The 21069-nt window shown below is 73.4% G+C and carries 17 protein-coding genes and 3 pseudogenes; 14 read left to right on the top strand and 6 right to left on the bottom strand.

The genetic code is table 11. The annotated features are described in order from the left end of the window. Positions 1-5: 5 nt before the first annotated feature. On the bottom strand, positions 6-380 hold the full coding sequence (locus OHS82_RS36290; protein ID WP_057580729.1) for a hypothetical protein: 375 nt from the start codon (positions 378-380) through the stop codon (positions 6-8). Positions 381-384: 4 nt separating this feature from the next. Beyond that, positions 385-627, bottom strand: coding sequence for a hypothetical protein (locus OHS82_RS36285; RefSeq protein WP_057580727.1), 243 nt, complete (start codon positions 625-627; stop codon positions 385-387). 139 nt (positions 628-766) lie between these two features. Between OHS82_RS36285 and OHS82_RS36280 the strand changes: the two genes are divergently transcribed. The 8 genes from OHS82_RS36280 (at position 767) to mug (ending at position 10327) form a co-directional block, all read left to right on the top strand. Further along, positions 767-1636 carry an ABC transporter ATP-binding protein gene (locus OHS82_RS36280; RefSeq protein WP_328435328.1) on the top strand — a complete coding sequence of 290 codons (870 nt, stop codon included), beginning with the start codon at positions 767-769 and terminating at the stop codon, positions 1634-1636. A 4-nt stretch (positions 1637-1640) separates the two neighbouring features. After that, complete coding sequence (locus OHS82_RS36275; protein ID WP_328435326.1) at positions 1641-4208, top strand: ABC transporter permease; 2568 nt, start codon at positions 1641-1643, stop codon at positions 4206-4208. A gap of 77 nt (positions 4209-4285) precedes the next feature. Next, positions 4286-4756: a GNAT family N-acetyltransferase gene (locus tag OHS82_RS36270; protein ID WP_057580721.1), complete on the top strand. Its 471-nt coding sequence runs from the start codon at positions 4286-4288 to the stop codon at positions 4754-4756. Positions 4757-4978: 222 nt separating this feature from the next. Further along, entirely contained in the window at positions 4979-6313 is a 1335-nt protein-coding gene (locus OHS82_RS36265) for a hemolysin family protein (RefSeq protein ID WP_057580719.1), read from the top strand. After that, positions 6310-7323, top strand: a complete 1014-nt coding sequence (locus OHS82_RS36260) for a hemolysin family protein (RefSeq protein ID WP_057580717.1) — start codon at positions 6310-6312, stop codon at positions 7321-7323. Before OHS82_RS36265 ends, OHS82_RS36260 begins: the two co-directional genes overlap by 4 nt. A gap of 77 nt (positions 7324-7400) precedes the next feature. Further along, complete coding sequence (locus OHS82_RS36255) at positions 7401-8186, top strand: SGNH/GDSL hydrolase family protein (RefSeq protein ID WP_057580715.1); 786 nt, start codon at positions 7401-7403, stop codon at positions 8184-8186. Positions 8187-8336: 150 nt separating this feature from the next. Continuing rightward, positions 8337-9782 (top strand): adenylosuccinate lyase, encoded by a 1446-nt coding sequence (gene purB / locus OHS82_RS36250; RefSeq protein WP_266719326.1) that lies wholly within the window; start codon positions 8337-8339, stop codon positions 9780-9782. Continuing rightward, complete coding sequence (mug, locus tag OHS82_RS36245) at positions 9779-10327, top strand: G/U mismatch-specific DNA glycosylase (RefSeq protein WP_079041390.1); 549 nt, start codon at positions 9779-9781, stop codon at positions 10325-10327. The genes purB and mug overlap by 4 nt, the downstream gene beginning before the upstream one ends. Positions 10328-10400: 73 nt before the next feature. On the opposite strand, the gene OHS82_RS36240 is transcribed toward mug, so the two are convergent. Together OHS82_RS36240 and OHS82_RS36235 are read right to left on the bottom strand one after the other, a co-directional pair. Next, the gene (locus tag OHS82_RS36240; protein ID WP_057580709.1) at positions 10401-10772 is read right to left on the bottom strand and encodes a hypothetical protein; all 372 of its coding nucleotides are present in this window, start codon (positions 10770-10772) and stop codon (positions 10401-10403) included. A gap of 148 nt (positions 10773-10920) precedes the next feature. Continuing rightward, positions 10921-11391: pseudogene (locus OHS82_RS36235) on the bottom strand (ABC transporter permease); the annotation flags it as partial. A gap of 4 nt (positions 11392-11395) precedes the next feature. Here OHS82_RS36235 and OHS82_RS36230 point away from each other — a divergent pair. Beyond that, positions 11396-11830 (top strand): annotated as a pseudogene (locus tag OHS82_RS36230) (LuxR C-terminal-related transcriptional regulator); the annotation flags it as partial. Between the two features lie 97 nt (positions 11831-11927). Further along, entirely contained in the window at positions 11928-13085 is a 1158-nt protein-coding gene (locus tag OHS82_RS36225; protein WP_057580706.1) for an ROK family transcriptional regulator, read from the top strand. Between the two features lie 276 nt (positions 13086-13361). Here the strand turns inward: OHS82_RS36225 and OHS82_RS36220 are convergent, their stop codons facing one another. Next, entirely contained in the window at positions 13362-14123 is a 762-nt protein-coding gene (locus tag OHS82_RS36220; protein WP_057580704.1) for a GntR family transcriptional regulator, read from the bottom strand. 257 nt (positions 14124-14380) lie between these two features. Between OHS82_RS36220 and OHS82_RS36215 the strand changes: the two genes are divergently transcribed. Beyond that, positions 14381-15211 carry an alpha/beta fold hydrolase gene (locus tag OHS82_RS36215; protein WP_057580702.1) on the top strand — a complete coding sequence of 277 codons (831 nt, stop codon included), beginning with the start codon at positions 14381-14383 and terminating at the stop codon, positions 15209-15211. 96 nt (positions 15212-15307) lie between these two features. Here OHS82_RS36215 and OHS82_RS36210 read toward each other — a convergent pair. Beyond that, positions 15308-15856: pseudogene (locus OHS82_RS36210) on the bottom strand (EamA family transporter); the annotation flags it as partial. 285 nt (positions 15857-16141) lie between these two features. Here OHS82_RS36210 and pdxR point away from each other — a divergent pair. The 3 genes from pdxR to OHS82_RS36195 all read left to right on the top strand — a co-directional run bounded on the left by pdxR (position 16142) and on the right by OHS82_RS36195 (position 20910). Beyond that, positions 16142-17578: a MocR-like pyridoxine biosynthesis transcription factor PdxR gene (pdxR, locus tag OHS82_RS36205; RefSeq protein WP_057580698.1), complete on the top strand. Its 1437-nt coding sequence runs from the start codon at positions 16142-16144 to the stop codon at positions 17576-17578. 128 nt (positions 17579-17706) lie between these two features. Further along, the gene (locus tag OHS82_RS36200) at positions 17707-19293 is read left to right on the top strand and encodes an alkaline phosphatase D family protein (protein WP_328435322.1); all 1587 of its coding nucleotides are present in this window, start codon (positions 17707-17709) and stop codon (positions 19291-19293) included. A 198-nt stretch (positions 19294-19491) separates the two neighbouring features. Then, positions 19492-20910 (top strand): GNAT family N-acetyltransferase, encoded by a 1419-nt coding sequence (locus OHS82_RS36195; protein WP_199863833.1) that lies wholly within the window; start codon positions 19492-19494, stop codon positions 20908-20910. Positions 20911-21069 lie beyond the last annotated feature (159 nt).

Here is a 21069-nt window from a genome sequence, read left to right as displayed (position 1 = left end):
TTGCGTCACCCGCTCCACTCCCGCAGCTCCCGTGCGATGTCGGCGACGGACGCCTCCCCGTTCTTCACCAGCCGGGCCAGGTCACGGACCTGCTCGGGCGAGGTGACGACCTTCAGACCACTGGCCACCAGATAGGCGTAGGCGACCGCGCACGCGAAGAGCGCGTTGGAGCGTTCCAGGGCCGGGACGTGGATGAGGAGCTGCAGCAGTGCGGCGGCGCGGGCCTGCGGGTCGTCGTAGACGGGGACGTCGAATATCTCCGCCTGATGGCGTGCCACGGCCGCGACCAGCGCACCCCAGTCGGTGACCTGCGGGTCCCCCGGGGTCTTCTGTTCGGCGAGCATGAGGAGCCAGGCGAGGTCGATGCGGAGGTCGCTCAAGGGTTCAGCGGCGACCTTCGCGCGTGCCGCCCTCGCGATCGGCGCCGAACTCCTCGGCGAAGAGCGCCTCGTACTGCTTCATGAAGTCACCGGCGGCCTCGACGAAGGTGTGGCCGATCTCCCCGGCGTCCTGTCTGACCAGCTCTTCTATGTAGCGGTTGACGCTCATGCCGCGGGCGGTGGCGCGCTCGCGGGCGACCTGGGCCGTGCCTTCGTCGACGCGCACGTTCAGCTGGGTCTTCGCCATACCTCGAAGCTAGCGCCGATGTGCTAGCAACGGCAAGGGCGGGCCGGAATCGAAAAGTGATACCAGCTGTGCGGCGCATCACACTACGCTCGGCCGGGCGGTTCACCGACGAGCACGATCACCGAGCGAGGAGGCAGCCTTGTCCACCCCTGCTGCGCAGCACGCCCCCGGTCCGGCCTCGGCCGACGGGGTCGCGGCCCGCGCCCGAGGTCTGACCAAGGCGTACGGCTCCGGCGAGACGGCGGTGATCGCCCTCGACTCGGTCGACGTGGACATCGCGAGCGGCCGCTTCACCGCCGTGATGGGACCGTCCGGCTCCGGGAAGTCCACCCTCATGCACTGTCTGGCCGGCCTCGACACCGTCTCGGCCGGCCAGGTGTGGCTCGGCGGGACCGAGATCACCGGGCTGAAGGAACGGGAGCTCACCCGGCTCAGGCGGGACCGGATCGGGTTCATGTTCCAGTCGTTCAACCTGATCCCGACGCTGAACGCGGTCGAGAACATCACCCTGCCCATGGACATCGCGGGCCACAAGCCCGACCAGAAGTGGCTGGACCAGGTGATCGACACGCTCGGCCTGCGGAACCGGCTCAAGCACCGGCCCGCCCAGCTCTCCGGCGGACAGCAGCAGCGGGTGGCCTGCGCCCGGGCGCTCGCCTCCCGTCCCGAGCTGATCTTCGCGGACGAGCCCACCGGCAACCTCGACTCCCGGGCCGGGCTGGAGGTCCTCGCGTTCCTGCGGCAGGCCGTCGACGACCTCGGCCAGACAGTCGTCATGGTGACCCACGACCCGGGCGCCGCCGCCCACTCCGACCTGGTGCTCTTCCTCGCGGACGGCCGGCTGGTCGACCGGATGGAACAGCCCTCGGCGGAAGCCGTGCTGGAACGCATGAAGCGCTTCGACGTGGGCCGCGCCCCACGGGCCGGCGGCCCCCTCGACGGCACCGCGGACGATCCACCCGAGGGCAGGACCGACGGCCTGCCCGACAGCGCCCCCGAGGAGGACTGACCCGGTGCTGAAGGCGACCCTCAGAAGTTTCCTGGCGCACAAGGGGCGGCTGCTGCTGTCCGCGCTCGCCGTCGTCCTGTCGGTGGCGTTCGTGGCCGGCAGCCTGATCTTCTCCGACACGGTGACGCGCACCTTCGACCGGCTCTTCGCGTCCACGTCGGCGGACGTGACGGTGGAACCCGCCGACGACCTGAACTCCTCCGTGCCGACCGGCGCGGTCCAGACCCTCCCCGGGGCTCTCGCCGGCCGGCTGGCCCGGGTCGAGGGGGTCGCGTCCGCGCATGCGGACGTGAGCGTCCAGAACATCACCGTCGTCGACGCCGACAACGAGTCGGTCGGGCCGACCACCGGCGCGCCCACCGTCGCCACCGACTGGTACGTCACCGACCGCAGCCCGGTGAAGCTGACCTCCGGCCACGCCCCGCGCGGCGCCGGCGAGGCCATGCTCGACGCCGACACCGCCGACAAGAAGCACGTGCGGATCGGCGACACCCTGACGGTGATGGCCCAGCCGGGCTCGTTCAAGGTGAAGGTCGTCGGCATCGCCACCTTCACCACCACCAACCCCGGCGCGGCCCTGGTCTACCTCGACCCCGGCACCGCCGCCGCCCAGCTCCTCGGATCGGCGGACAAGGCGACCGGCATCTCCGTCGACGCGGCGCCGGGGGTGAGCGACGCGGTGCTCGAACGGCGTGTCGTCGCCGCGCTCGGCGACGGGCGGTACGAGGTGCAGACCGCCGAGGAACGGGCCGAGTCGTCGGCCGCGTCGCTGGGCGGGTTCCTCGACGTCATCAAGTACGTGATGCTCGGCTTCGCCGGGATCGCCGTCCTGGTCGGCGTGTTCCTCATCGTCAACACGTTCTCGATGCTGATCGCCCAGCGCACCCGTGAGCTGGGCCTGCTGCGCGCCCTGGGCGCCGACCGCCGCCAGGTACGGCGTTCGGTGCTCACCGAGGCGGTGCTGCTCGGGCTGGTCGGCTCCACGCTCGGACTGGCAGCCGGCATCGGCCTCGCGGCCGGGCTGATCAAGCTCATGGGCACGTTCGGCATGAACCTCAAGACCACCGAGATGGTCGTCGGCTGGGCGACTCCGGTGTCGGCGTACGTCGTGGGCGTCGGCGTCACCTTCGTCGCCGCGTACCTTCCGGCCCGCCGTGCGGCCGGCGTCTCCCCGATGGCGGCCCTCGCGGACGCGGACATCGCGGGGGTGGGCCGCCCGCTGAAGACGCGCGCCGTGGTCGGCACGGTCGTCGGTGCGCTGGGCGTGGCCGCGCTCGCCGGCTGCGCGGCCTCGTCGACGACGTCGTCCGCGGCGTCCCTGCTGGGCCTGGGCGTCGTCCTCACCCTGGTCGCCACCGTCATCGCGGGCCCGCTCCTGGTCCGTCCGGTGATCCGGGTCCTCGGCGGCGCCTTCCCCGCGCTGTTCGGCTCCGTCGGCCGCATGAGCCAGCGCAACGCGCTGCGCAACCCGCGCCGCACCGGAGCCACCGCCGCCGCGCTGATGGTGGGCCTCGCACTGGTGGGCGGCATGTCCGTGGCGAGCGCCTCGATGTCCAAGTCCTTCGACCAGCAGATCGACAAGACGCTCGGCGCCGACTTCGTCGTCCAGAACGCCAACTTCACGCCGTTCCCCCAGGAGGTCACGGACGCGGTGCGCGACACCGAGGGCGTCGGCCTCGTGGTGCGGCAGCGGTTCGCCCCGCTCGCCGTGCGGCTGCCCGACGGCAAGCGCGTCGAGACGACCGCCGCCGGCTACGACGACCGGGTCGACGACGTGGCGCACATCCCCTACGCCGAGGGGAACACGGCGGCCGCGCTGGCTGACGGCGCACTCGGCATGGACGTCGACTTCGCGAAGGAGCACGGCGTGCGGCTCGGCAGCGTGCTGCCTGTGGAGTTCCCCGGCGGCCGGACGACGTCGCTGAAGGTCGGCGCGCTCACCGACCAGGAGACGGGTGACGGCTTCGGCATGCAGGGCGGGCTGTTCCTCGGCATCGCCGCCGTCGAGAAGTACGTGCCCGGCGGGCAGGACTCCGCCCTGTACGTGAACGCCGGCTCCGGCACGAGCGGCGAGCAGCTGCGCCCCCGGCTGGAGAAGACGCTGGACGCGTACCCGCAGGTCCAGGCCCGCGACCAGGCCGACTACAAGAAGCTGGTGCACGACCAGATCGCGGTGCTGCTGTACCTGGTCTACGCGCTGCTCGGGCTGGCGATCGTCATCGCGGTGCTCGGCGTGGTCAACACTCTGGCGCTGTCGGTGGTGGAGCGGACCCGGGAGATCGGGCTGCTGCGCGCCATCGGGCTGGGCCGGCGGCAGCTGCGCCGGATGATCCGGCTGGAGTCGGTGGTGATCGCGGTGTTCGGCGCGGTGCTGGGGCTCGCGCTCGGACTGGTCTGGGGCGTCTGCATCCAGCAGGTGCTGGCGTTGCAGGGGATGAAGGCCTTCGCCGTTCCGTGGGGCACGATCGTCGCGGTGGTCGTCGGCTCGGCGGTCGTCGGCGTCGTGGCGGCGATGCTGCCGGCCCTGCGGGCGTCCCGGATGAACGTGCTGGCGGCGATCGCGCACGAGTGACGCCGCCGGCCGCCCGGCAGCGCGTCCGGATCCTGGAATTCCGGGTCCGGGCGCGTCGCCCGTGATGGGATCGCCGTATGTCTGATCTGCGTATACGGGCGGCGACGCCCGAGGACCTGGATGCCGTGCTGGCCTTCTGGAAGGCCGCCGCCGAGGGCACGAGCATCAGCGACGACCGCGGCGGGGTGGAGCGGCTGATCGCCCGCGATCCCGAGGCGCTGATCCTCGCCGAGCAGAGCGTCGAGGGGGCCGGGCAAGGCTCGGAACGGGGCGGCGCGCAGGGCGTCGAGCTCGTCGGCACGGTGATCGCGGGATTCGACGGGTGGCGGTGTCATCTGTACCGGCTGGCGGTGCATCCGGAGCGCCGCCGTCAGGGCGTCGGCACGGCGCTGCTCGCCGCCGCGGAGGAGCGGTTCGTGCGGCTCGGCGGGCGGCGCGGGGACGCGATGGTGCTCACCCGCAACGAGACGGCGCATCATGCCTGGCGCGCCGCGGGGTACGCGCCCGAGGAGAAGTGGCGGCGCTGGGTCAAGCCGCTCGCCGGCTGACCCGGAGCCCGACCGGACCGCTTTACCGATCCTTTACCCTTGGGGGATCGTGCGGATCGCCCGCACGGTCCCCCGACGACCTCATGAAAGGTGTGAGCGTCCGCCCATGGGCGAGCCTCCCCGCACACGTTCCCGTGCCCGCTCCGAAACCCGCACGCGTTCCCGCACCCGTTGTCGCGCGCTCCGTCCCGCCCTGCCCGATCCTGGGACGGAGGAGACCCGATGACCGAAGTGCTGCTGCTCCTGGTGGCGATCCTGCTGTCGTTCGCGTGCGGCGCGTTCGTAGCCGCCGAGTTCTCGTTGACCACGGTCGAGCGCAGCGAGCTGGAGCGGGCGGTGGAGCGCGGCGAACGCGGCGCGGCCGGTGCGCTCAAGGCGGTGCGCAACCTCACCTTCCAGCTCTCCGGCGCCCAGCTCGGCATCACCGTCACCAACCTGGTGGTCGGCATGCTGTCCGAGCCGTCGATCGCCAAGCTGATCGCAGGGCCACTGGAATCGCTCGGTCTGTCCGGCTCCACGTCCAGCTCCGTCGCGTTGGTGCTGGGCACGGCCCTGTCGACCGTGTTCCTGATGGTCGTCGGCGAGCTCGTGCCGAAGAACTGGGCGATCTCCTCCCCGCTCGCGGTGGCCAAGAGCGTGGGCAACGCGCAGCGCTGGTTCAGCGCCGCCTTCCGGCCCTTCATCAGCCATCTCAACGAGACCGCGAACCGCATCGTGCGCCGCTTCGGCGTGGAGCCCACCGAGGAGCTCGTCGCCGCCCGAGGTCCCCAGGAGCTCGCGGCCCTGGCCCGGCACTCCGCGCGGGAGGGCGCCCTGGAGGCGGACACCGCGGAGCTGTTCGTGCGCACGCTGAACCTGGCCGACCTCATGGCGGAGAACGTGATGACCCCGCGCGTGCAGGTCGTCGCCCTGGACGCGACGGCGACCTGCGAGGACGTGGCCAACGCGACCCGGGCGACGGGCCTGTCCCGCTTCCCCGTCTACCGCGGGAACCTCGACGCGGTGGTGGGGACCGCGCACATCAAGGACGCGTTGGCGGTGCCCGCCGGGCGACGCGCGCGCGTGCCCGTCGCCGAGATCATGCGCGACCCCCTCCTCGTCCCCGAGTCGCTCACCGTGGACCGGCTGCTGGACCGGCTGTCCGGCAAGCGGACGATGGCCGTCGTCATCGACGAGTACGGCGGGACCGCGGGCGTGGCGACGCTGGAGGACATCGTCGAGGAGGTCGTCGGCGAGGTCCGCGACGAACACGACCCGCACGAGACGTCCGAACTGGCGCTCGCGGGCACCGACGACGACGGCCGCACCCTGTACTCGGCCGACGGCGCCGCCCGCACCGACCAGCTCGCGCGCGTCGGCCTGCACGCGCCCGAGGGACCGTACGAGACGCTGGCCGGGCTGGTGGCCACCGAGCTGGGCCGGATACCGGCCGTCGGCGACACCGTCGAGATCGCCGGCTGGCGGATGGACGTGGTGGACGCCTCCGGCCGCCGGGCCGCGCGCGTGCTGCTGCACGCCCCGCTCGCCGACACCCACGTGGAAGGGACCGGGCAGTGACCGCCGTCCAGTTGCTCATCGGGCTGGCGACCCTCGTCGTCAACGCGTTCTTCGTCGGCGCCGAGTTCGCGCTGATCTCGGTCCGCCGTTCCCAGATCGAGCCGTACGCCGAACAGGGCGACCGGCGCGGGCGCAGCGTGCTGTGGGGGCTGGAGCACGTGTCCGCGCTGATGGCCGCGGCACAGCTCGGCATCACGCTGTGCACGCTGATCCTCGGCGTGGTCGCCGAGCCGGCCATCGCGCATCTGCTGGAGCCGGTGTTCCACGCTGTCGGCGTGCCCGAGGGCGCCGGACACGCGGTGTCCTTCGTGATCGCGCTGACGGCCGCCACCTATCTGCACATGCTGCTCGGCGAGATGGTGCCGAAGAACATCGCGCTCGCCGAGCCGGTGCGCAGCGCCCTGCTGCTGGGCCCGCCGCTGGTCACCCTCGCCCGGGCGCTGCGGCCGGTCATCTTCGCGATCAACGCCTTCGCGAACGGTCTGCTGAAGCTGCTGCGGATCGAGACGAAGAACGAGGTCACCGCGACCTTCTCGGACGCGGAGCTGGCGCAGATCGTCCGGGACGCCGGCGAGGCGGGCCTCATCGACGACCGCGCCCAGGAGCGCCTGCACGACGCCCTGGAACTGGGCCGCCGCCCGGTGCGCGACGTCGTCCTGCCGCTGGAACGCGTCGTCTACGCGCGCGTGGGCGTCACTCCGGAAGGACTGGAGGAGCTGGCGGCGGAGTCCGGGTTCTCCCGTTTCCCGGTGGTGGACGAGGGACGCCGGATCGTCGGCTACCTCCATGTGAAGGACGCGCTGGACGCCTCGCCGCGGGACCAGGCGTTCCGGCTGCGGGACATGCGGGCCATCGCACGGGTGCGGGAGACGACCCCGCTGGACGACGTCCTCACCGCGATGCGGGGCAGCCGGACGCATCTGGCGGCCGTGCTCGGCTCCGACGGCAGGCTGGCCGGCCTGGTCACCATGGAGGACGTGCTCCAGGAGCTGTTCGGACAGCGGACGTAGGCCCGGCGGTCGGTCGGATGGGCTGGGCGGTCCTACCGACCGGCGGGTATGAGACTCGGGCTACCATCGGTGTCGCCATGCAGACGAACACCATTCCCCCGTACTCCAGCCTGGTCGCCCTCGGCGACTCCTTCACCGAGGGCATGTCGGACCTGCTGCCCGACGGCTCCTACCGAGGCTGGGCCGACCTCCTCGCCGCGCGGATGGCCGTCCGCACCCCCGGCTTCCGGTACGCCAACCTCGCGGTGCGGGGCAAGCTGATCGGGCAGATCGTCGAGGAGCAGGTGCCGGTGGCCGCCGCGATGGGCGCCGACGTGATCACCCTGGTCGGCGGCCTCAACGACACCCTGCGCCCCAAGTGCGACATGGTCCGGGTGAAGGACCTGCTGACCGAGGCGGTGGAGCGGCTGGCCCCGGCCTGCAAGCAGCTCGTGCTGATGCGCAGCCCGGGGCGGCAGGGGCCCGTCCTCGAGCGGTTCCGGCCGCGTATGGAGGAGCTGTTCGTGTGCGTCGAGGAGCTTGCGGAGCGGCACGGCGCGCTCGTCGCCGACCTGTACGGCGCTCCTTCGCTCAGCGACCCCCGCATGTGGGACGTCGACCGGCTGCACCTGACGCCGGAGGGCCACCGCCGGGTCGCCGAGGCGGTCTGGCAGACCCTCGGACACGAGGCCGAGGACGCCGACTGGCATCGGCCGATGCCGGCCACCCTGCCCCCGGGCTGGGCCGCCCGGCGAGTCGCGGACGCACGGTTCGCCCGGCAGTACCTGCTGCCGTGGATAGGCCGCCGGCTGACGGGCCGGTCCTCCGGGGACGGCCTGCCGCCCAAGCGTCCCGACCTCGCGCCGTACGAGAGCCAGGCGTAGGCGGACGACACCGGTCCGCGCGCGGCCGTGACGCCTGCCCGCGCGCGGGGGTGACGCCCCCGTCCGCGCGGGGGTGACGCCGGTCTCGTAGGTTCCGCTGAACCGGACCGCTGCGCCGACCTGCACGAAGCGCCAGTAGAATCCCTCCACGTGACTTCCGCTGCCGCCGCCAAGCCCCGCATCCCCAACGTCCTCGCCGGACGCTACGCCTCCGCCGAGCTCGCCACGCTCTGGTCGCCCGAGCACAAGGTGAGGCTGGAGCGTCAGCTCTGGCTCGCCGTGCTGAAGGCCCAGAAGGACCTCGGGATCGAGGTGCCGGACACGGCGATCACCGACTACGAGCGTGTCCTCGACACCGTCGACCTCGCCTCGATCGCCGAACGCGAGAAGGTCACGCGCCACGACGTGAAGGCCCGCATCGAGGAGTTCAACGACCTCGCCGGGCACGAGCAGGTCCACAAGGGCATGACGTCCCGCGACCTCACGGAGAACGTCGAGCAGCTGCAGATCCGCCTGTCGCTGGAGCTGGTCCGCGACCGCGCCGTGGCCGTCCTCGCGAGGCTGGGCAAGCTGGCCGGCGAGTACGGCGAGCTGGTCGTCGCCGGCCGCTCCCACAACGTGGCCGCGCAGGCCACCACCCTCGGCAAACGGTTCGCGACCGCCGCCGACGAGCTGCTCGTGGCCTACGGCCGGGTCGAGGAGCTGCTGGAGCGCTACCCGCTGCGCGGCATCAAGGGCCCGGTCGGCACCGCGCAGGACATGCTGGACCTGCTGGGCGGCGACGCCGCGAAGCTGGCCGAGCTGGAGGACCGGATCGCCGGTCACCTGGGCTTCTCGCAGGCCTTCACCTCCGTCGGCCAGGTCTACCCGCGCTCGCTGGACTACGAGGTCGTGACGGCGCTGGTGCAGCTCGCGGCGGCTCCCTCCTCGCTGGCGAAGACGATCCGGCTGATGGCCGGACACGAGCTGGTGACCGAGGGCTTCAAGCCCGGCCAGGTCGGCTCCTCCGCCATGCCGCACAAGATGAACACCCGCTCCTGCGAGCGCGTCAACGGCCTGATGGTCATCCTGCGCGGCTACGCGTCGATGACCGGCGAGCTGGCGGGCGACCAGTGGAACGAGGGCGACGTGTCCTGCTCGGTGGTGCGCCGCGTCGCGCTTCCGGACGCGTTCTTCGCGCTGGACGGCCTGCTGGAGACCTTCCTGACGGTGCTCGACGAGTTCGGCGCGTTCCCGGCCGTCGTCGCGCGGGAGCTCGACCGCTACCTGCCGTTCCTCGCCACCACGAAGGTGCTGATGGGCGCCGTGCGCGGGGGTGTCGGCCGTGAGGTGGCGCACGAGGCGATCAAGGAGAACGCGGTGGCCTCGGCGCTGGCGATGCGGGAGCAGGGCACCGAGCGCAACGAGCTGCTGGACAAGCTGGCCGCCGACGAGCGCCTGCCGCTGGACCGCGCCCAGCTGGACGCGCTCATGGCCGACAAGCTGTCGTTCACGGGCGCGGCGGCAGCCCAGGTGGCCACGATCGTGGGCCGTGTCGAGGAGATCGTGAAGCAGCGCCCGGAGGCGGCCGGATACACGCCCGGAGCGATCCTCTGACGCGCTTCACCCAGGCCGAGCTGGAGGCCGCCCGCGACCGTCTCGTACCGGACGTCGTCGCGGACGGTCTCCGCGTGCTGTTCTGCGGTATCAATCCGGGCCTGATGACGGCGGCCACCGGCCACCACTTCGCCCGCCCGGGCAACCGCTTCTGGCCGGTGCTGCACCTGTCCGGCTTCACTCCGCGGCTGCTGAAGCCCGCTGAGCAGGAGGAGCTGCTCGCCCTCGGACTGGGCATCACCAACGTGGTGGCGCGCGCGACCGCACGGGCCGACGAGCTCACGGCACAGGAGTACCGGGACGGCGGGCGGCTGCTCGCGGAAAAGGTGGCACGGCGGGAACCCCGGTGGCTGGCCGTGGTGGGCGTGACCGCGTACCGGGCGGCGTTCGACGACCGCAGGGCCGTAGTGGGCCCGCAGGAGCGGCGCATCGGCGACACCCGTGTGTGGGTGCTGCCCAACCCCAGCGGGCTGAACGCGCATTGGACGGCCGCGACGATGGCCGAGGAGTTCGCGCGGCTGCGGCTGGCGGCGGACGAGGACTGACGGCGGGGATTGGCGGCCTGCCACGGCCGGGCCGCTGCGCACGGGGGGACTGACGGCGGAGCACCGACAGCGGTCAGGGCGGGTCGGTCTCCGTGACGACGAGGAGGAGCTGTATCTCGTCGTCGGGGTCGAGATCGGCCACGCCCAGGGCCGCCCACCGCCCCTCCTCCTCGATCCGCCACAGATAGACGTCGCCCACGCGCAGGCTCAGCCCGGCCCAGGGCTCGGGTATCTCCTCCGCCCCGGTCCGCAGCCGGACCGTCTGCAGGCCGACATAATGCGGCACGCCCCAGCGCCGGGTGAGTCGCCCGGCGAGGATCTCCCGCTCCGCACGGAACCGCTCCGCCTCCGCGAGACGCACCGCGGCGTCCGCCGTCACGAGGCCGTGACTGGTCGCTAAGGCCGCCGTGCGCCCCCCGGGCCCGAGATACCCGTCGATGTCCATGCGATCCAGTAAACCGGCCGCCACTGACAATTGGCGGCCCGTCAGCCCCCGCTCCGCCGCGGAGACCCCCTACCCCACCCCAGACGCCCCCTCCCCGACACCCACCGCAGGCAGCCCGCCTCCCGCGTCACGCCTCAAGCCCCGCGTCTCAGGCATCCCGCCGCCGCACCGCTCGCGCCCCGGCCGCGACTGCGGCCGTCGTCCACAGGGCGGTCACCGCGAGCCCCTGCCACGGGCCCAGGGCGCCGTCCCCAGTGCCGTGCAGCACGGCTTGACCGGCCCGGTCCGGCAGGAAGTCGGCGACGGTCCCGGACACACCGCCGATGACGAAGGACACGATCAGCAGAGAGGGGACGAGTAGCGCGAGCGACACCGTTCCGCTGCGCAGGACGGCTGTCAGACCGGCGGCGAACAGTGCCATCAGCGCGAGGTAGACGGCGCAGCCGAGCACACCTCGCAGGCATGCGGCCCGACTCAGCCCGCCGGCCCTCTCCCCCAGCATCGCGCTGCCCACCGCCAGGGTGAGGAGGCCGGTGACCAGGCCTACGGCGAGGACCGGCAGCGCGATCGCGGTCAGTTTGGCGGCGAACCAGCGGCCCCGGTGCGGAACGGCGGCCAGCGGTCCTCCGAAGATCGTCGTGGTGACGACGTTCGAGAACGACGAGTACGTCTACGAGGCGCTGAGGGCGGGCGCCGACGGCTTCCTTCTCAAGCGGGCCCGGCCCGCCGAGATCGTGCACGCGGTGCGGCTCGTCGCCGCGGGCGAAACGCTGCTGTTCCCTGCCTCCCTGCGGCGACTCGCCGCCGCGTACGGCGGCGGGGGTGGGAACCGAGCCGCCCGGAGCGCACTGGAACGGGCCCGGCTGACCGACCGGGAAGCGGACGTGCTGCGGCTGATGGCCCGGGGCCTGTCGAACGCGGAGATCGCGGCACGGCTCGTCGTCGGCTCGGAGACCGTCAAGTCTCATGTCAGCGCCCTGCTGGCGAAGCTCGGGGTGCGGGACCGGACGGCGGCGGTGATCACGGCGTACGAGTCGGGGTTCGTGGAGCCGGGCTGAGGGGCCGCGGGGTCGTCGGTGCCGGCCGGGCACTCGCCGGGGTGCGCCGGGCCGAGTACGATCCGCCCAACACGCGCACGAGCTGGGAGGACGGACGTTGGGGCAGCTGACCGGCGGGGACCCCTCGCTGCTGCGAAGGATCAATTCCGCGGTGGTGCTGCACGCGCTGCGCGCCACGGACTGCGCGACGCTCACGGAGATCACCCGCGTCACCGGGCTGTCCCGGCCGACGGTGGAGGGGGTCGTCGAGGATCTGATCGCGGCGGGGCTCGTCGTCGAGAAGGCGGCGGACGAGAGCGTCGCCCGCCGGCAGGGGCGGCCCGCGCGACGGTTCCGGTTCCGGGCGGAGGCGGGGCATCTGCTGGGCCTGGAGATCGGGTCCCATCGGGTGGCCGCGCTGCTGTCCGACCTGGACGGCCGTGTGCTGGGCGCCCAGGCCAGGGAAGTCGACGAGGCGGCCCCGGCCGACGAGCGGCTGGAACGGCTGCGCGCGGCCGTCGCCGAGCTGCTGCGCCGGGCGGGCGTCCCGCGCAGCTCGCTGCGGGCGGTCGGGGTCGGCACGCCAGGGATCGTGGAGGCGGACGGCACGGTGCGGCTGGGCACCGCGCTGCCCGAGTGGACGGGGCTGCGCCTCGGCGAGCGACTGAGCCGTTCCTTCAAGTGCCCGGTACTGGTCGAGAACGACGCCAACGCCGCCGCCGTGGCCGAACACTGGAAGGGGTCGGCCACCGAGTCCGACGACGTCGTGTTCGTGCTGGCCGGGCTGAGCCCCGGGGCCGGCGCACTGATCGGGGGGCGGCTGCACCGCGGGTACGGCGGCGCGGCCGGAGAGATCGGCGCACTGCACCTGCTGGGCCGTGAGGCGACGCCGGAGACGCTGCTGTCCACGACGGACGAGCCGCTGCACCCGCTGGACGAGCAGGCCGTCGCGAAGGTGTTCGCGCAGGCCAGGGGTGGCGACCTGCGGGCCCGGGCGGCAGTGGACCGCTTCATCCAGCGGCTGGTGCACGACGTGGCCGCGCTGGTGCTGGCGCTCGACCCGGAGCTGGTCGTGGTCGGCGGCTGGGCGGCCGGCCTGGACGGCGTACTGGAGCCGCTGCGCGCGGAGTTGGCGCGCTACTGTCTGCGGCCGCCGAGCGTGGCCCTGTCGATGCTCGGGGAGGCGGCGGTGGCGACGGGGGCGCTGCGGCTGGCCCTCGATCACGTGGAGGAGCAGTTGTTCGCGGTGGAGGGGACGGTCACGGCGCGGCGGTGAGCCTCGGCTCGGCGGGCCTTCACTCGGCGCGGGGGTGGGTTTTCACTCGGCGGGCCGTCCGTCACGGGTCGAACGCCGAGCGCCCCGGAGGAGGTCCGGGCCGCCGGGCTTCGCGGCTGCGCGGCCGCCGAGTCGCTTTCGCAGCCGGTCGGTGGCTTTCACAGGGCGACCTGTCGCTCTTGCGGGCGGCCGGTGGCTTTCGCGGGTGGTCCGGGCGGACCCGCCGCAGGCTGTTCAGGGAGCCTGCGGCAGGCGGGCCCGCTGCGCACGCCGCGTTCAGGAGGCCTGCTGCTCCGGACCGTGGTGTATCTCCACGCCGCCGGACGCGCCGAACGTCAGCCGGCACGTGTCCGCGCGGTACGTGGCCACGGAGAGCGCGGCGGTACGGCCCTCGGCGAAGTAGCGCGTCGTGACGACGAGGACGGGCGCGCCGGGGAGCCGGTCGAGTTCCCGCGCGTCGTCCGCGCGCGCCGAGCCCAGTTCCACGGCGCTGTCCTGGCCCTGCAGTTCGAGGCGGTGCAGCTCGCGCAGGACCGCACGCGCGCGTGCCGCCTCGGACGGGCCGTCGATCGCGCTGAGGTCGGGCACCGACGTCTGCGGGACGTACAGGAGCTCGGCGGCGACGGGCTGACCGTGCGACACCCGTGAGCGGCGCACCACGTGCACGCTCTGCTCGCGCGGGGTCTCCAGGGCGGCGGCGACGGCCGCGGGCGGCACCGCGAGCGTGCAGCCGACGGCCTGCCAGGCGTCCTCCCCCACGCCCGGCCAGACCCGCTGCTCGGTGCCGACGGCGACACCCATCCGGGGCGGCGCGACGGTGGTGCCGACACCTCGGCGGCGCTGCAGCCGGCCCTCCAGCTCGAGCTGCTCCAGGGCCTGACGGAGCGTCGCACGGGCGACGCCGAAGCGGGCGGCCAGCTCACGCTCGTTCGGCAGGATCTCGCCCACGGCGAACTCGGAGTCGAGCGCTTCGCTGAGCACGGTCTTGAGATGCCAGTATTTCGGTTCAGGCACCGATTCCAGTTGCGTGGTCCCCACCCTGTCCTCCGCAATCGCCGTGGTCCTGCGGCGTTTTCGCGCCCTTGTTTATTAAAGGTTGTTGTACTTCTCTCGCGACCATAGGACGGGCCCCACCCTTGGTCAATACCAATCCTCCAACCCTGTGGCGGCCAAGGGGAAAGCGCTCGCTACACGTCCGGAATGACAGGATTCGCTCGAAGGGCTACCCGCCGGTAGTAATTGCTGACAAGCTGTCTACGGCGTCCGACGTCCCGTTGCCAGAACGAGGAGCTCCCATGCCCGCCACCGTCTCCTTCACGGTCCCCTCCCCCGAGGGCCCGCTGCCCGTCACGGTCTCCTACGCGCGCGTGGGCCGCGGCGAGCCGCTCCTCCTGCTGCACGGCATCGGGCATCACCGGCAGGCCTGGGACCCGGTCGTGGACATCCTGGCCGCCGAGCGCGATGTGATCGCCGTGGACCTGCCCGGCTTCGGCGTCTCCCCCGCCCTGCCGGACGGCCTCGCCTACGACCTGCCCACCACGGCCGCCGTGTTCGGCGCCTTCTGCGAGGCGCTGGAACTGGACCGCCCCCATGTGGCGGGGAACTCGCTCGGCGGTCTGCTCGCCCTGGAACTCGGCCGCGAGAAACTCGTACGGTCCGTCACGGCGCTGTCCCCGGCCGGGTTCTGGTCGGAGGCCGAGCGCCGCTACGCCTTCGGCGTGCTGGTCACGATGCGGCAGATCTCCCGTCGGCTGCCGCTGCCCCTCGTCGAGCGCCTGGCGCGCACCGCGGCCGGCCGCACAGCCCTCACCAGCACCATCTATGCCCGCCCCGGCCGCCGCTCACCCGAGGCCGTGGTCGCCGAGACGCTGGCCCTGGCCCAGGCCACCGGGTTCGACCAGACCCTGCGCGCCGGCACCACCGTCCGGTTCACCGACGACCTGCCCGGCATCCCGGTCACCGTCGGCTGGGGCGCCCGCGACTGGCTGCTCGTGCGCCGGCAGGGCGTCCGCGCCAAGCAGGTCATCCCGGCCGCCCGCCTCGTGCGGCTGCCCGGCTGCGGCCACTGCCCGATGAACGACGACCCGGCGCTCGTCGCGCGCGTGATCCTCGACGGCAGCCGCTGAACCCCCGCGGGCGCGCGACAGGGCGCCCGCGCCCACCGTGACACCGGCCCCGACCAGGGCACTCCCCACAGCCTGGACGGGGCCGTACGAGCCGGTTCCCACGAGGGGTGCGGTACAGGCGGCCGCCACGGGGATGAGACCCGAGAAGAGCGTGGCGCGCTCCGCGCCGATCCGTTGCATGCCCATGTACCAGCACACGAAGCCGACGACGGTGACGACCGCCGACTGCCACAGCAGCGCGGCGGCCTCCCCGCCGTCCGGCCGCCGCAGCCACCGGCCGCCGTCGAGCACCAGGCCGACCGCCGCCGACTCGACCGTGGCGAGCCCGCACACCGTGGCGGACAACAGCCGTGGCCCCAGCGGCCGCAGAACGGGCACGGCGAGCACCGCGAAGCCGACCTCCCCGGCCAGCGCGCACACCGACCAGCCGAGACCCGCGGCGTCCGTCCGGCCCCAGCCCTGCACCGTGAACGCGCCGACGGCGACCAGCGTCGCCCCGTACAGCACCTCGCGCCGGGGCCGCCGTCCTTCCACCACCGGCACGACGACGGCCACCACGATCGGCGCGCAGCCCACGAGGACGCCGGGCACGGCGGGTTCCGCGGAGCGTTCGGCGGCCAGCACGGCGAGGTTGAAGCCGACCATCCCGACGGCCGCGAGCAGCGCGAGCCGCACCCACAGACGCGGGGCGAGCGCGCGCAGCCGGGCTCCCGCGCCCGCCCCGGCGAGGGGCACGAGCAGCAGACAGGCGAGGCCGTAGCGCAGAGCCTGGCCGCCCGCGTACGGGTAGGCGCCGAGGACGCTGTTGGCGGTGAAGGATCCTCCGACGAGGACGCAGGCGAGCGCCGCGAGCAGCGACCCGCGCAGAGCGGTGACGTTCATGCAAACCGACGCTAGGAGCGGGGGCGGCACCGTTTAAGGTCCACTTCCATGACGTCATCGGGGACCAATCCCGAAGGGCCCTCGCCGTCGGCTGCCTGGGAGGTACTGCTGCCGGCCGCTTCCGCGCCGGCACGCGCGCGTGGCCGCGCCCTCCGGGCCGCGCTGCGGGACGCGGTGCGCTCCGGACTGCTCGCGCAGGGCGCCCGCATGCCGTCCAGCCGGGACCTGGCCGCCGACCTCGGGGTCTCGCGCGGGCTCATCACGGAGGCGTACGAGCAGCTGACCGCCGAGGGATACCTGCGCAGCGGGCGCGGCGCGGGCACCTGGGTGGGCGGCGCCGTACGGGCGGCCCGGCCGCGCGCGCGTGACCTCGCTCCGCGCCCACCGGGCGCGCGGGCCGACTTCGTGCCGGGGACGCCGGACCTGTCGCTGTTCCCGCGCGCCGCGTGGGGCGCCGCACACCGGGCCGTCCTGGCCGACCTGCCGCACCACGAGCTGGGCTATCCGGACCCGCGCGGGCTGCCCCGGCTGCGCCTCGCCCTCGCCGAACTCCTCGCCCGCCGCCGGGGCGTGGTCGCCGACCCCGAGCGCCTCGTGATCGTCTCCGGCGTCGCGCAGGCGAGCGCGCTGCTCGGCCTCGCCCTGCACGCGCGTGGGACGGCAGCCGTCGGCGTGGAGGACCCCGGCAGTCCCCAGCACAGCGCCCTGTACGCGGGGGCCGGCGTCACGGCCGTCCCCCTGCCGCTGGACGACGAGGGCCTGGCCATGGCCCCGCTCCGGTCGTCGGGCGTACGGGCCGTGGTGACGACGCCGGCGCACCAGTTCCCCACCGGGATCGCGTACTCAGCGCGGCGGCGCGCCGAGTTGCTGGACTGGGCGAGGTCGGTGGACGGCTTCGTCCTCGAGGACGACTACGACGGCGACTTCCGCTACGACCGCGCCCCCGTGGGCGCCCTGCAGGGCCTGGACCCCGAGCGCGTGGCCTACGCCGGGTCGGTCAGCAAGTCCCTCGCACCGGGACTGCGCCTCGGCTGGCTGCTCGTGCCCGAGGCGCTGACCGAGGCGGTCGTCGAGCGCAAGCGCACGACGGACCTCGGCCATCCCGCGCTGGACCAGGCGCTGTTCGCCCGGTTCGTGGAGCGCGGCGACTACGACCGCCAGCTGCGCCGCTGCCAACGCGCCTACCGCGAGCGGCGGGACGCCGTCGTGAACGCGCTCCGTGAGCACTTCCCCGGGACACGGGTGTCGGGCGTCGCGGCGGGGCTGCACGCCATCGCCGAACTCCCGCAGCGCTACGGACCGCAGGAGCGGTTCCTCGCGCGGACGGCCGCCGCGGGCGTGGACGTCCGCGCCCTGGACCAGTACGCCCACGCGCGCGTGCCGCACGACGGGTCCGTACGCCTCGTGCTGGGCTACGCGCACCTGTCGCCCCCGCGCATCCTGGACGGCGTACGCCTCATGGCGCAGGCCGTCGCGAGCGGGTGACGCGCGGGAGCGCGGACCGCGGCCTTGTGTGCGCGTTCCGTTGTTCATCCGCGGTTTCCGTGTGCGCTGCGGCGCCCGCGTAGGTGTGTCGGTGCACACCGGCCGGTTCCCGTCCCAGGAGGCCCTTCATGTCACACCGTCCATTTCCGGGGCGCCGCAGCGTCCTGCGCGGTTCGCTCGCCGCGTCCGCGGCCCTGACCCTGCCCGCCGCTGTCGGCACGGCTCCCGCACTCGCGTTGTCCGGGCGGCCCAGGGCGGCCTGGGGCGTGCAGAGCGGGGATGTGACGTCCCACTCCGGGCTGGTGTGGGTGCGGTCCGACCGTCCGGCGCGGATGATCGTCGAGACCGCGGCCACCGATTCGTTCCGCGGCGCCCGCCGCCTGCACGGTCCGCTGCTCGGCGCCGGCACGGACTTCACCGGCACCGTCCGGCTGCACGGGCTGCCGGCCGGCGAGCAGATCCACTACCGCGTGCTGCTCGCCGACCCGGACGACCCGCGCCGCACCGGGGAGCCGGTGGCCGGGGCCTTCCGCACGGTGCCCGAGCGGCGCCGGCGCGGGGTGCGCTTCCTGTGGTCAGGGGACCTCGCCGGCCAGGGCTGGGGCATCAACCCCGACCTCGGCGGCTACCGCATCTACGACGCGATGGCACGGCTCGACCCCGACTTCTTCCTGTGCAGCGGCGACAACATCTACGCCGACGGCCCGCTGACGGCGACCCAGGCGCTGCCCGACGGCAGTATGTGGCGCAACGTCACCACCGAGGAGAAGTCGAAGGTCGCCGAGACCCTCGCCGAGTTCCGCGGGAACTTCCGCTACAACCTGCTCGACGAGAACCTGCGCCGCTTCAACGCCCAGGTGCCGTCCATCATCCAGTGGGACGACCACGAGGTCCGCAACAACTGGTACCCGGGCGAGGTCGTCGCCGACTCCGACCCCCGCTACACGGAGAAGAGCGTCGACGTGCTCGCCGGGCGCGCGCGGCGGGCGTTCAGCGAGTACTTCCCGATCTCGACGCTGCGTCCGGGCGCCCGGGAGGGCCGGGTCCATCGGGTCGTGCGCCACGGCCCCCTCCTCGACGTGTTCGTGCTGGACATGCGGACGTACCGCAACGCCAACTCGCCCGACAACCAGGCCACGGACCCGCAGGGCATCCTGGGCGCCGAACAACTGGCTTGGCTCAAGCGCGAGTTGTCGCGGTCGCGCGCGGTGTGGAAGGTGATCGCCGCCGACATGCCGCTCGGCCTCGTCGTGCCGGACACCACCGAGGGCCGGCCGAACATCGAGGCCGTGGCGCAGGGCGACCCGGGCGCGCCGCTGGGCCGTGAGCTGCAGATCGCCGAACTGCTCAGGTACGTCAAGCACCGGCGGATCACCGGGACGGTGTGGCTGACGGCCGACGTGCACCACACCTCGGCGCAGCACTACCAGCCGTCGCGGGCCGCGTTCACCGACTTCGAGCCGTTCTGGGAGTTCGTCTCCGGGCCCCTCAACGCGGGCGCCTTCCCCGCCAGCGCGCTGGACGGCACGTTCGGACCGGAACGGGTGTTCGTGAAGGCGCCGACCGCGGCGAACGTCTCGCCCGCGGGCGGGTACCAGTTCTTCGGCGAGGTCGACATCGACGGCGACAGCGGGGAGTTGACGGTGCGGCTTCGCGAGCAGGACGGCACCGTGCTGTTCACGAAGGCGCTGCGGCCGGGGCTTGTCGGGCAGTAGCCCGCCGTCCCGTAGCCTCGGACCTGTGCCGCGCATCGGCGTCATCCCCCGGTGCGCGGTCCCCTCGTCGCGGCCGGAGTGCGGCGGATCGCTCGCACCGGAGTGATGGAAGGCTCAACAAAACGGGCATTAGTATCCTTTACCCGTCAGTCACACATCGTTCGTGATCACGCAACACAGTTCCTCCACAGTGGCTGCATGACTCGAGACCTGACTGATGTGACGCGCGCGCGGCGCGGACGCCCCGTGCACCACTGGCGGCGGGACGTGGTGGAACTCGCCGCGCTCTTCACCGCCGTCGCGGTGGCCGACGGAGTGGCGAACATGGTGGGCCACGGTCCGGACGGCCCGGTGCTGCTGGCGGTGTCGGCGGCCGCGCTCGTCGCCACGGCCGGGTTCCACACCTGGTGGGCACGCCGCCACGGTCATGCGCCGCCCGCCGGCGATACCGGCGCCCGGCCGCGCTCCGAGGAGCCGCAGGCCGGGCCGTCCGCGCTCCCCTCGCCGGCCGACGAGGGGAGCACCCTGTGGCGGATGCGGACGACGGTGCAGGACGCCCCGGGGTCACTGGCCGCGCTCTGCGCGGCGCTCGCGGGGCGCCGGGTGGACATTCTGAGCCTGCAGACGCACCCGCTGGGCGAGGACACCGTGGACGAGTTCCTGCTGCGGGCCCCCGGCGGCCTCGCGGCGGGCGAGATCGGCCGGGCCGTGGCGCTGGGGGGCGGCCGCGACACCTGGATCGAGCGGGCCGACGCCCACGATCTGGTGGACGCGCCGACCCGGGTCCTCGGGCTGGCCACCCGTACCGCCCTCGACGCCGCGGAACTGCCCCTTGCGCTGCGGCAGTTGCTCGGCCGCTGCACGATCCGCTCGCTGCCCGCGGCGGCCGGCGGCGCGGGGGCGTCCGACGTGCCGCTGGAAGGCGCGCTGGAGGACACCGTGATGCGTCTGCCCACGACGGACGGCGGTGTGATCACGGTGGAGCGACCGTATCTGCCGTTCACCCCGACCGAGTTCGCGCGCGCGCGTGCCCTGGTGGAGCTGGACGCCCGGCTCGGCCCGCGGGTCCCGCACGGCCAGGACGTCCTGACGCTGTCCGAGGGCGAGGACATCACCGTGCGCCGGGCCGACACCGGTGACGTCGCGGCGGCGAAGGAGATGCACGAGCGGTGCTCGGCGCGCACGCTCGCAATGCGCTACCACGGGCCGGTCGGCGACGCGGACCGCTACCTCAACCATCTGCTCAGCCCGCGCTTCGGCCGCACCCTCGCCGTGCAGACGCGGTCGGGCCGCATCGTCGGCCTCGGCCACCTGCTGTGGGACGGTGACGAGACGGAGGTCGCGCTGCTCGTCGAGGACGGCTGGCAGCGTCGCGGCATCGGCGCCGAACTGCTCGGCCGGCTGGTGGCGATGGCCGGGGAGGCCGGCTGCGCGAGCGTGTACGCCGTGACGCAGGCCTCCAACACCGGCATGGTCGCGGCGATGCGCGGCCTCGGACTGCCCCTCGACTACCAGATCGAGGAGGGCACCCTGGTCATCACCGCCCGCCTGGAGAAGGCCGCAGCGGCACGGGGGACGTCCGAGCAGCGCTACGAGGAACGCGTCCGACGCGACTGAACCTCCGCCCGGGAGCGACGAACGACGGGGCCCGGCGCCGGATGCGGACGGCGTGACCGGACTCCGGACGCGGACGGCGTAAGCGGACTCCGGTCACGACAGGGCGGACTCCGGTCACGACAGGGCGGCACGTACGACGAGCGGCCCGGCGGTGCAGTA

This window comes from Streptomyces sp. NBC_00425 (assembly GCF_036030735.1).
GTDB lineage: Bacteria > Actinomycetota > Actinomycetes > Streptomycetales > Streptomycetaceae > Streptomyces.
Note: the sequence above shows the minus strand (reverse complement) of the source record. Positions and strands in the feature narration are given on the sequence as shown.

Bases quoted from the DNA above. Each gene is read 5' to 3' on its own strand.
- OHS82_RS36285 (WP_057580727.1), bottom strand. From the start codon at position 627: ATGGCGAAGACCCAGCTGAACGTGCGCGTCGACGAAGGCACGGCCCAG.
- OHS82_RS36265 (WP_057580719.1), top strand. From the start codon at position 4,979: ATGACCGAAGTGCTGCTGCTCCTGGTGGCGATCCTGCTGTCGTTCGCG.
- OHS82_RS36255 (WP_057580715.1), top strand. From the start codon at position 7,401: ATGCAGACGAACACCATTCCCCCGTACTCCAGCCTGGTCGCCCTCGGC.
- OHS82_RS36240 (WP_057580709.1), bottom strand. From the start codon at position 10,772: ATGGACATCGACGGGTATCTCGGGCCCGGGGGGCGCACGGCGGCCTTA.
- OHS82_RS36270 (WP_057580721.1), top strand. From the start codon at position 4,286: ATGTCTGATCTGCGTATACGGGCGGCGACGCCCGAGGACCTGGATGCC.
- OHS82_RS36195 (WP_199863833.1), top strand. From the start codon at position 19,492: ATGACTCGAGACCTGACTGATGTGACGCGCGCGCGGCGCGGACGCCCC.
- pdxR (WP_057580698.1), top strand. From the start codon at position 16,142: ATGACGTCATCGGGGACCAATCCCGAAGGGCCCTCGCCGTCGGCTGCC.
- OHS82_RS36215 (WP_057580702.1), top strand. From the start codon at position 14,381: ATGCCCGCCACCGTCTCCTTCACGGTCCCCTCCCCCGAGGGCCCGCTG.
- OHS82_RS36200 (WP_328435322.1), top strand. From the start codon at position 17,707: ATGTCACACCGTCCATTTCCGGGGCGCCGCAGCGTCCTGCGCGGTTCG.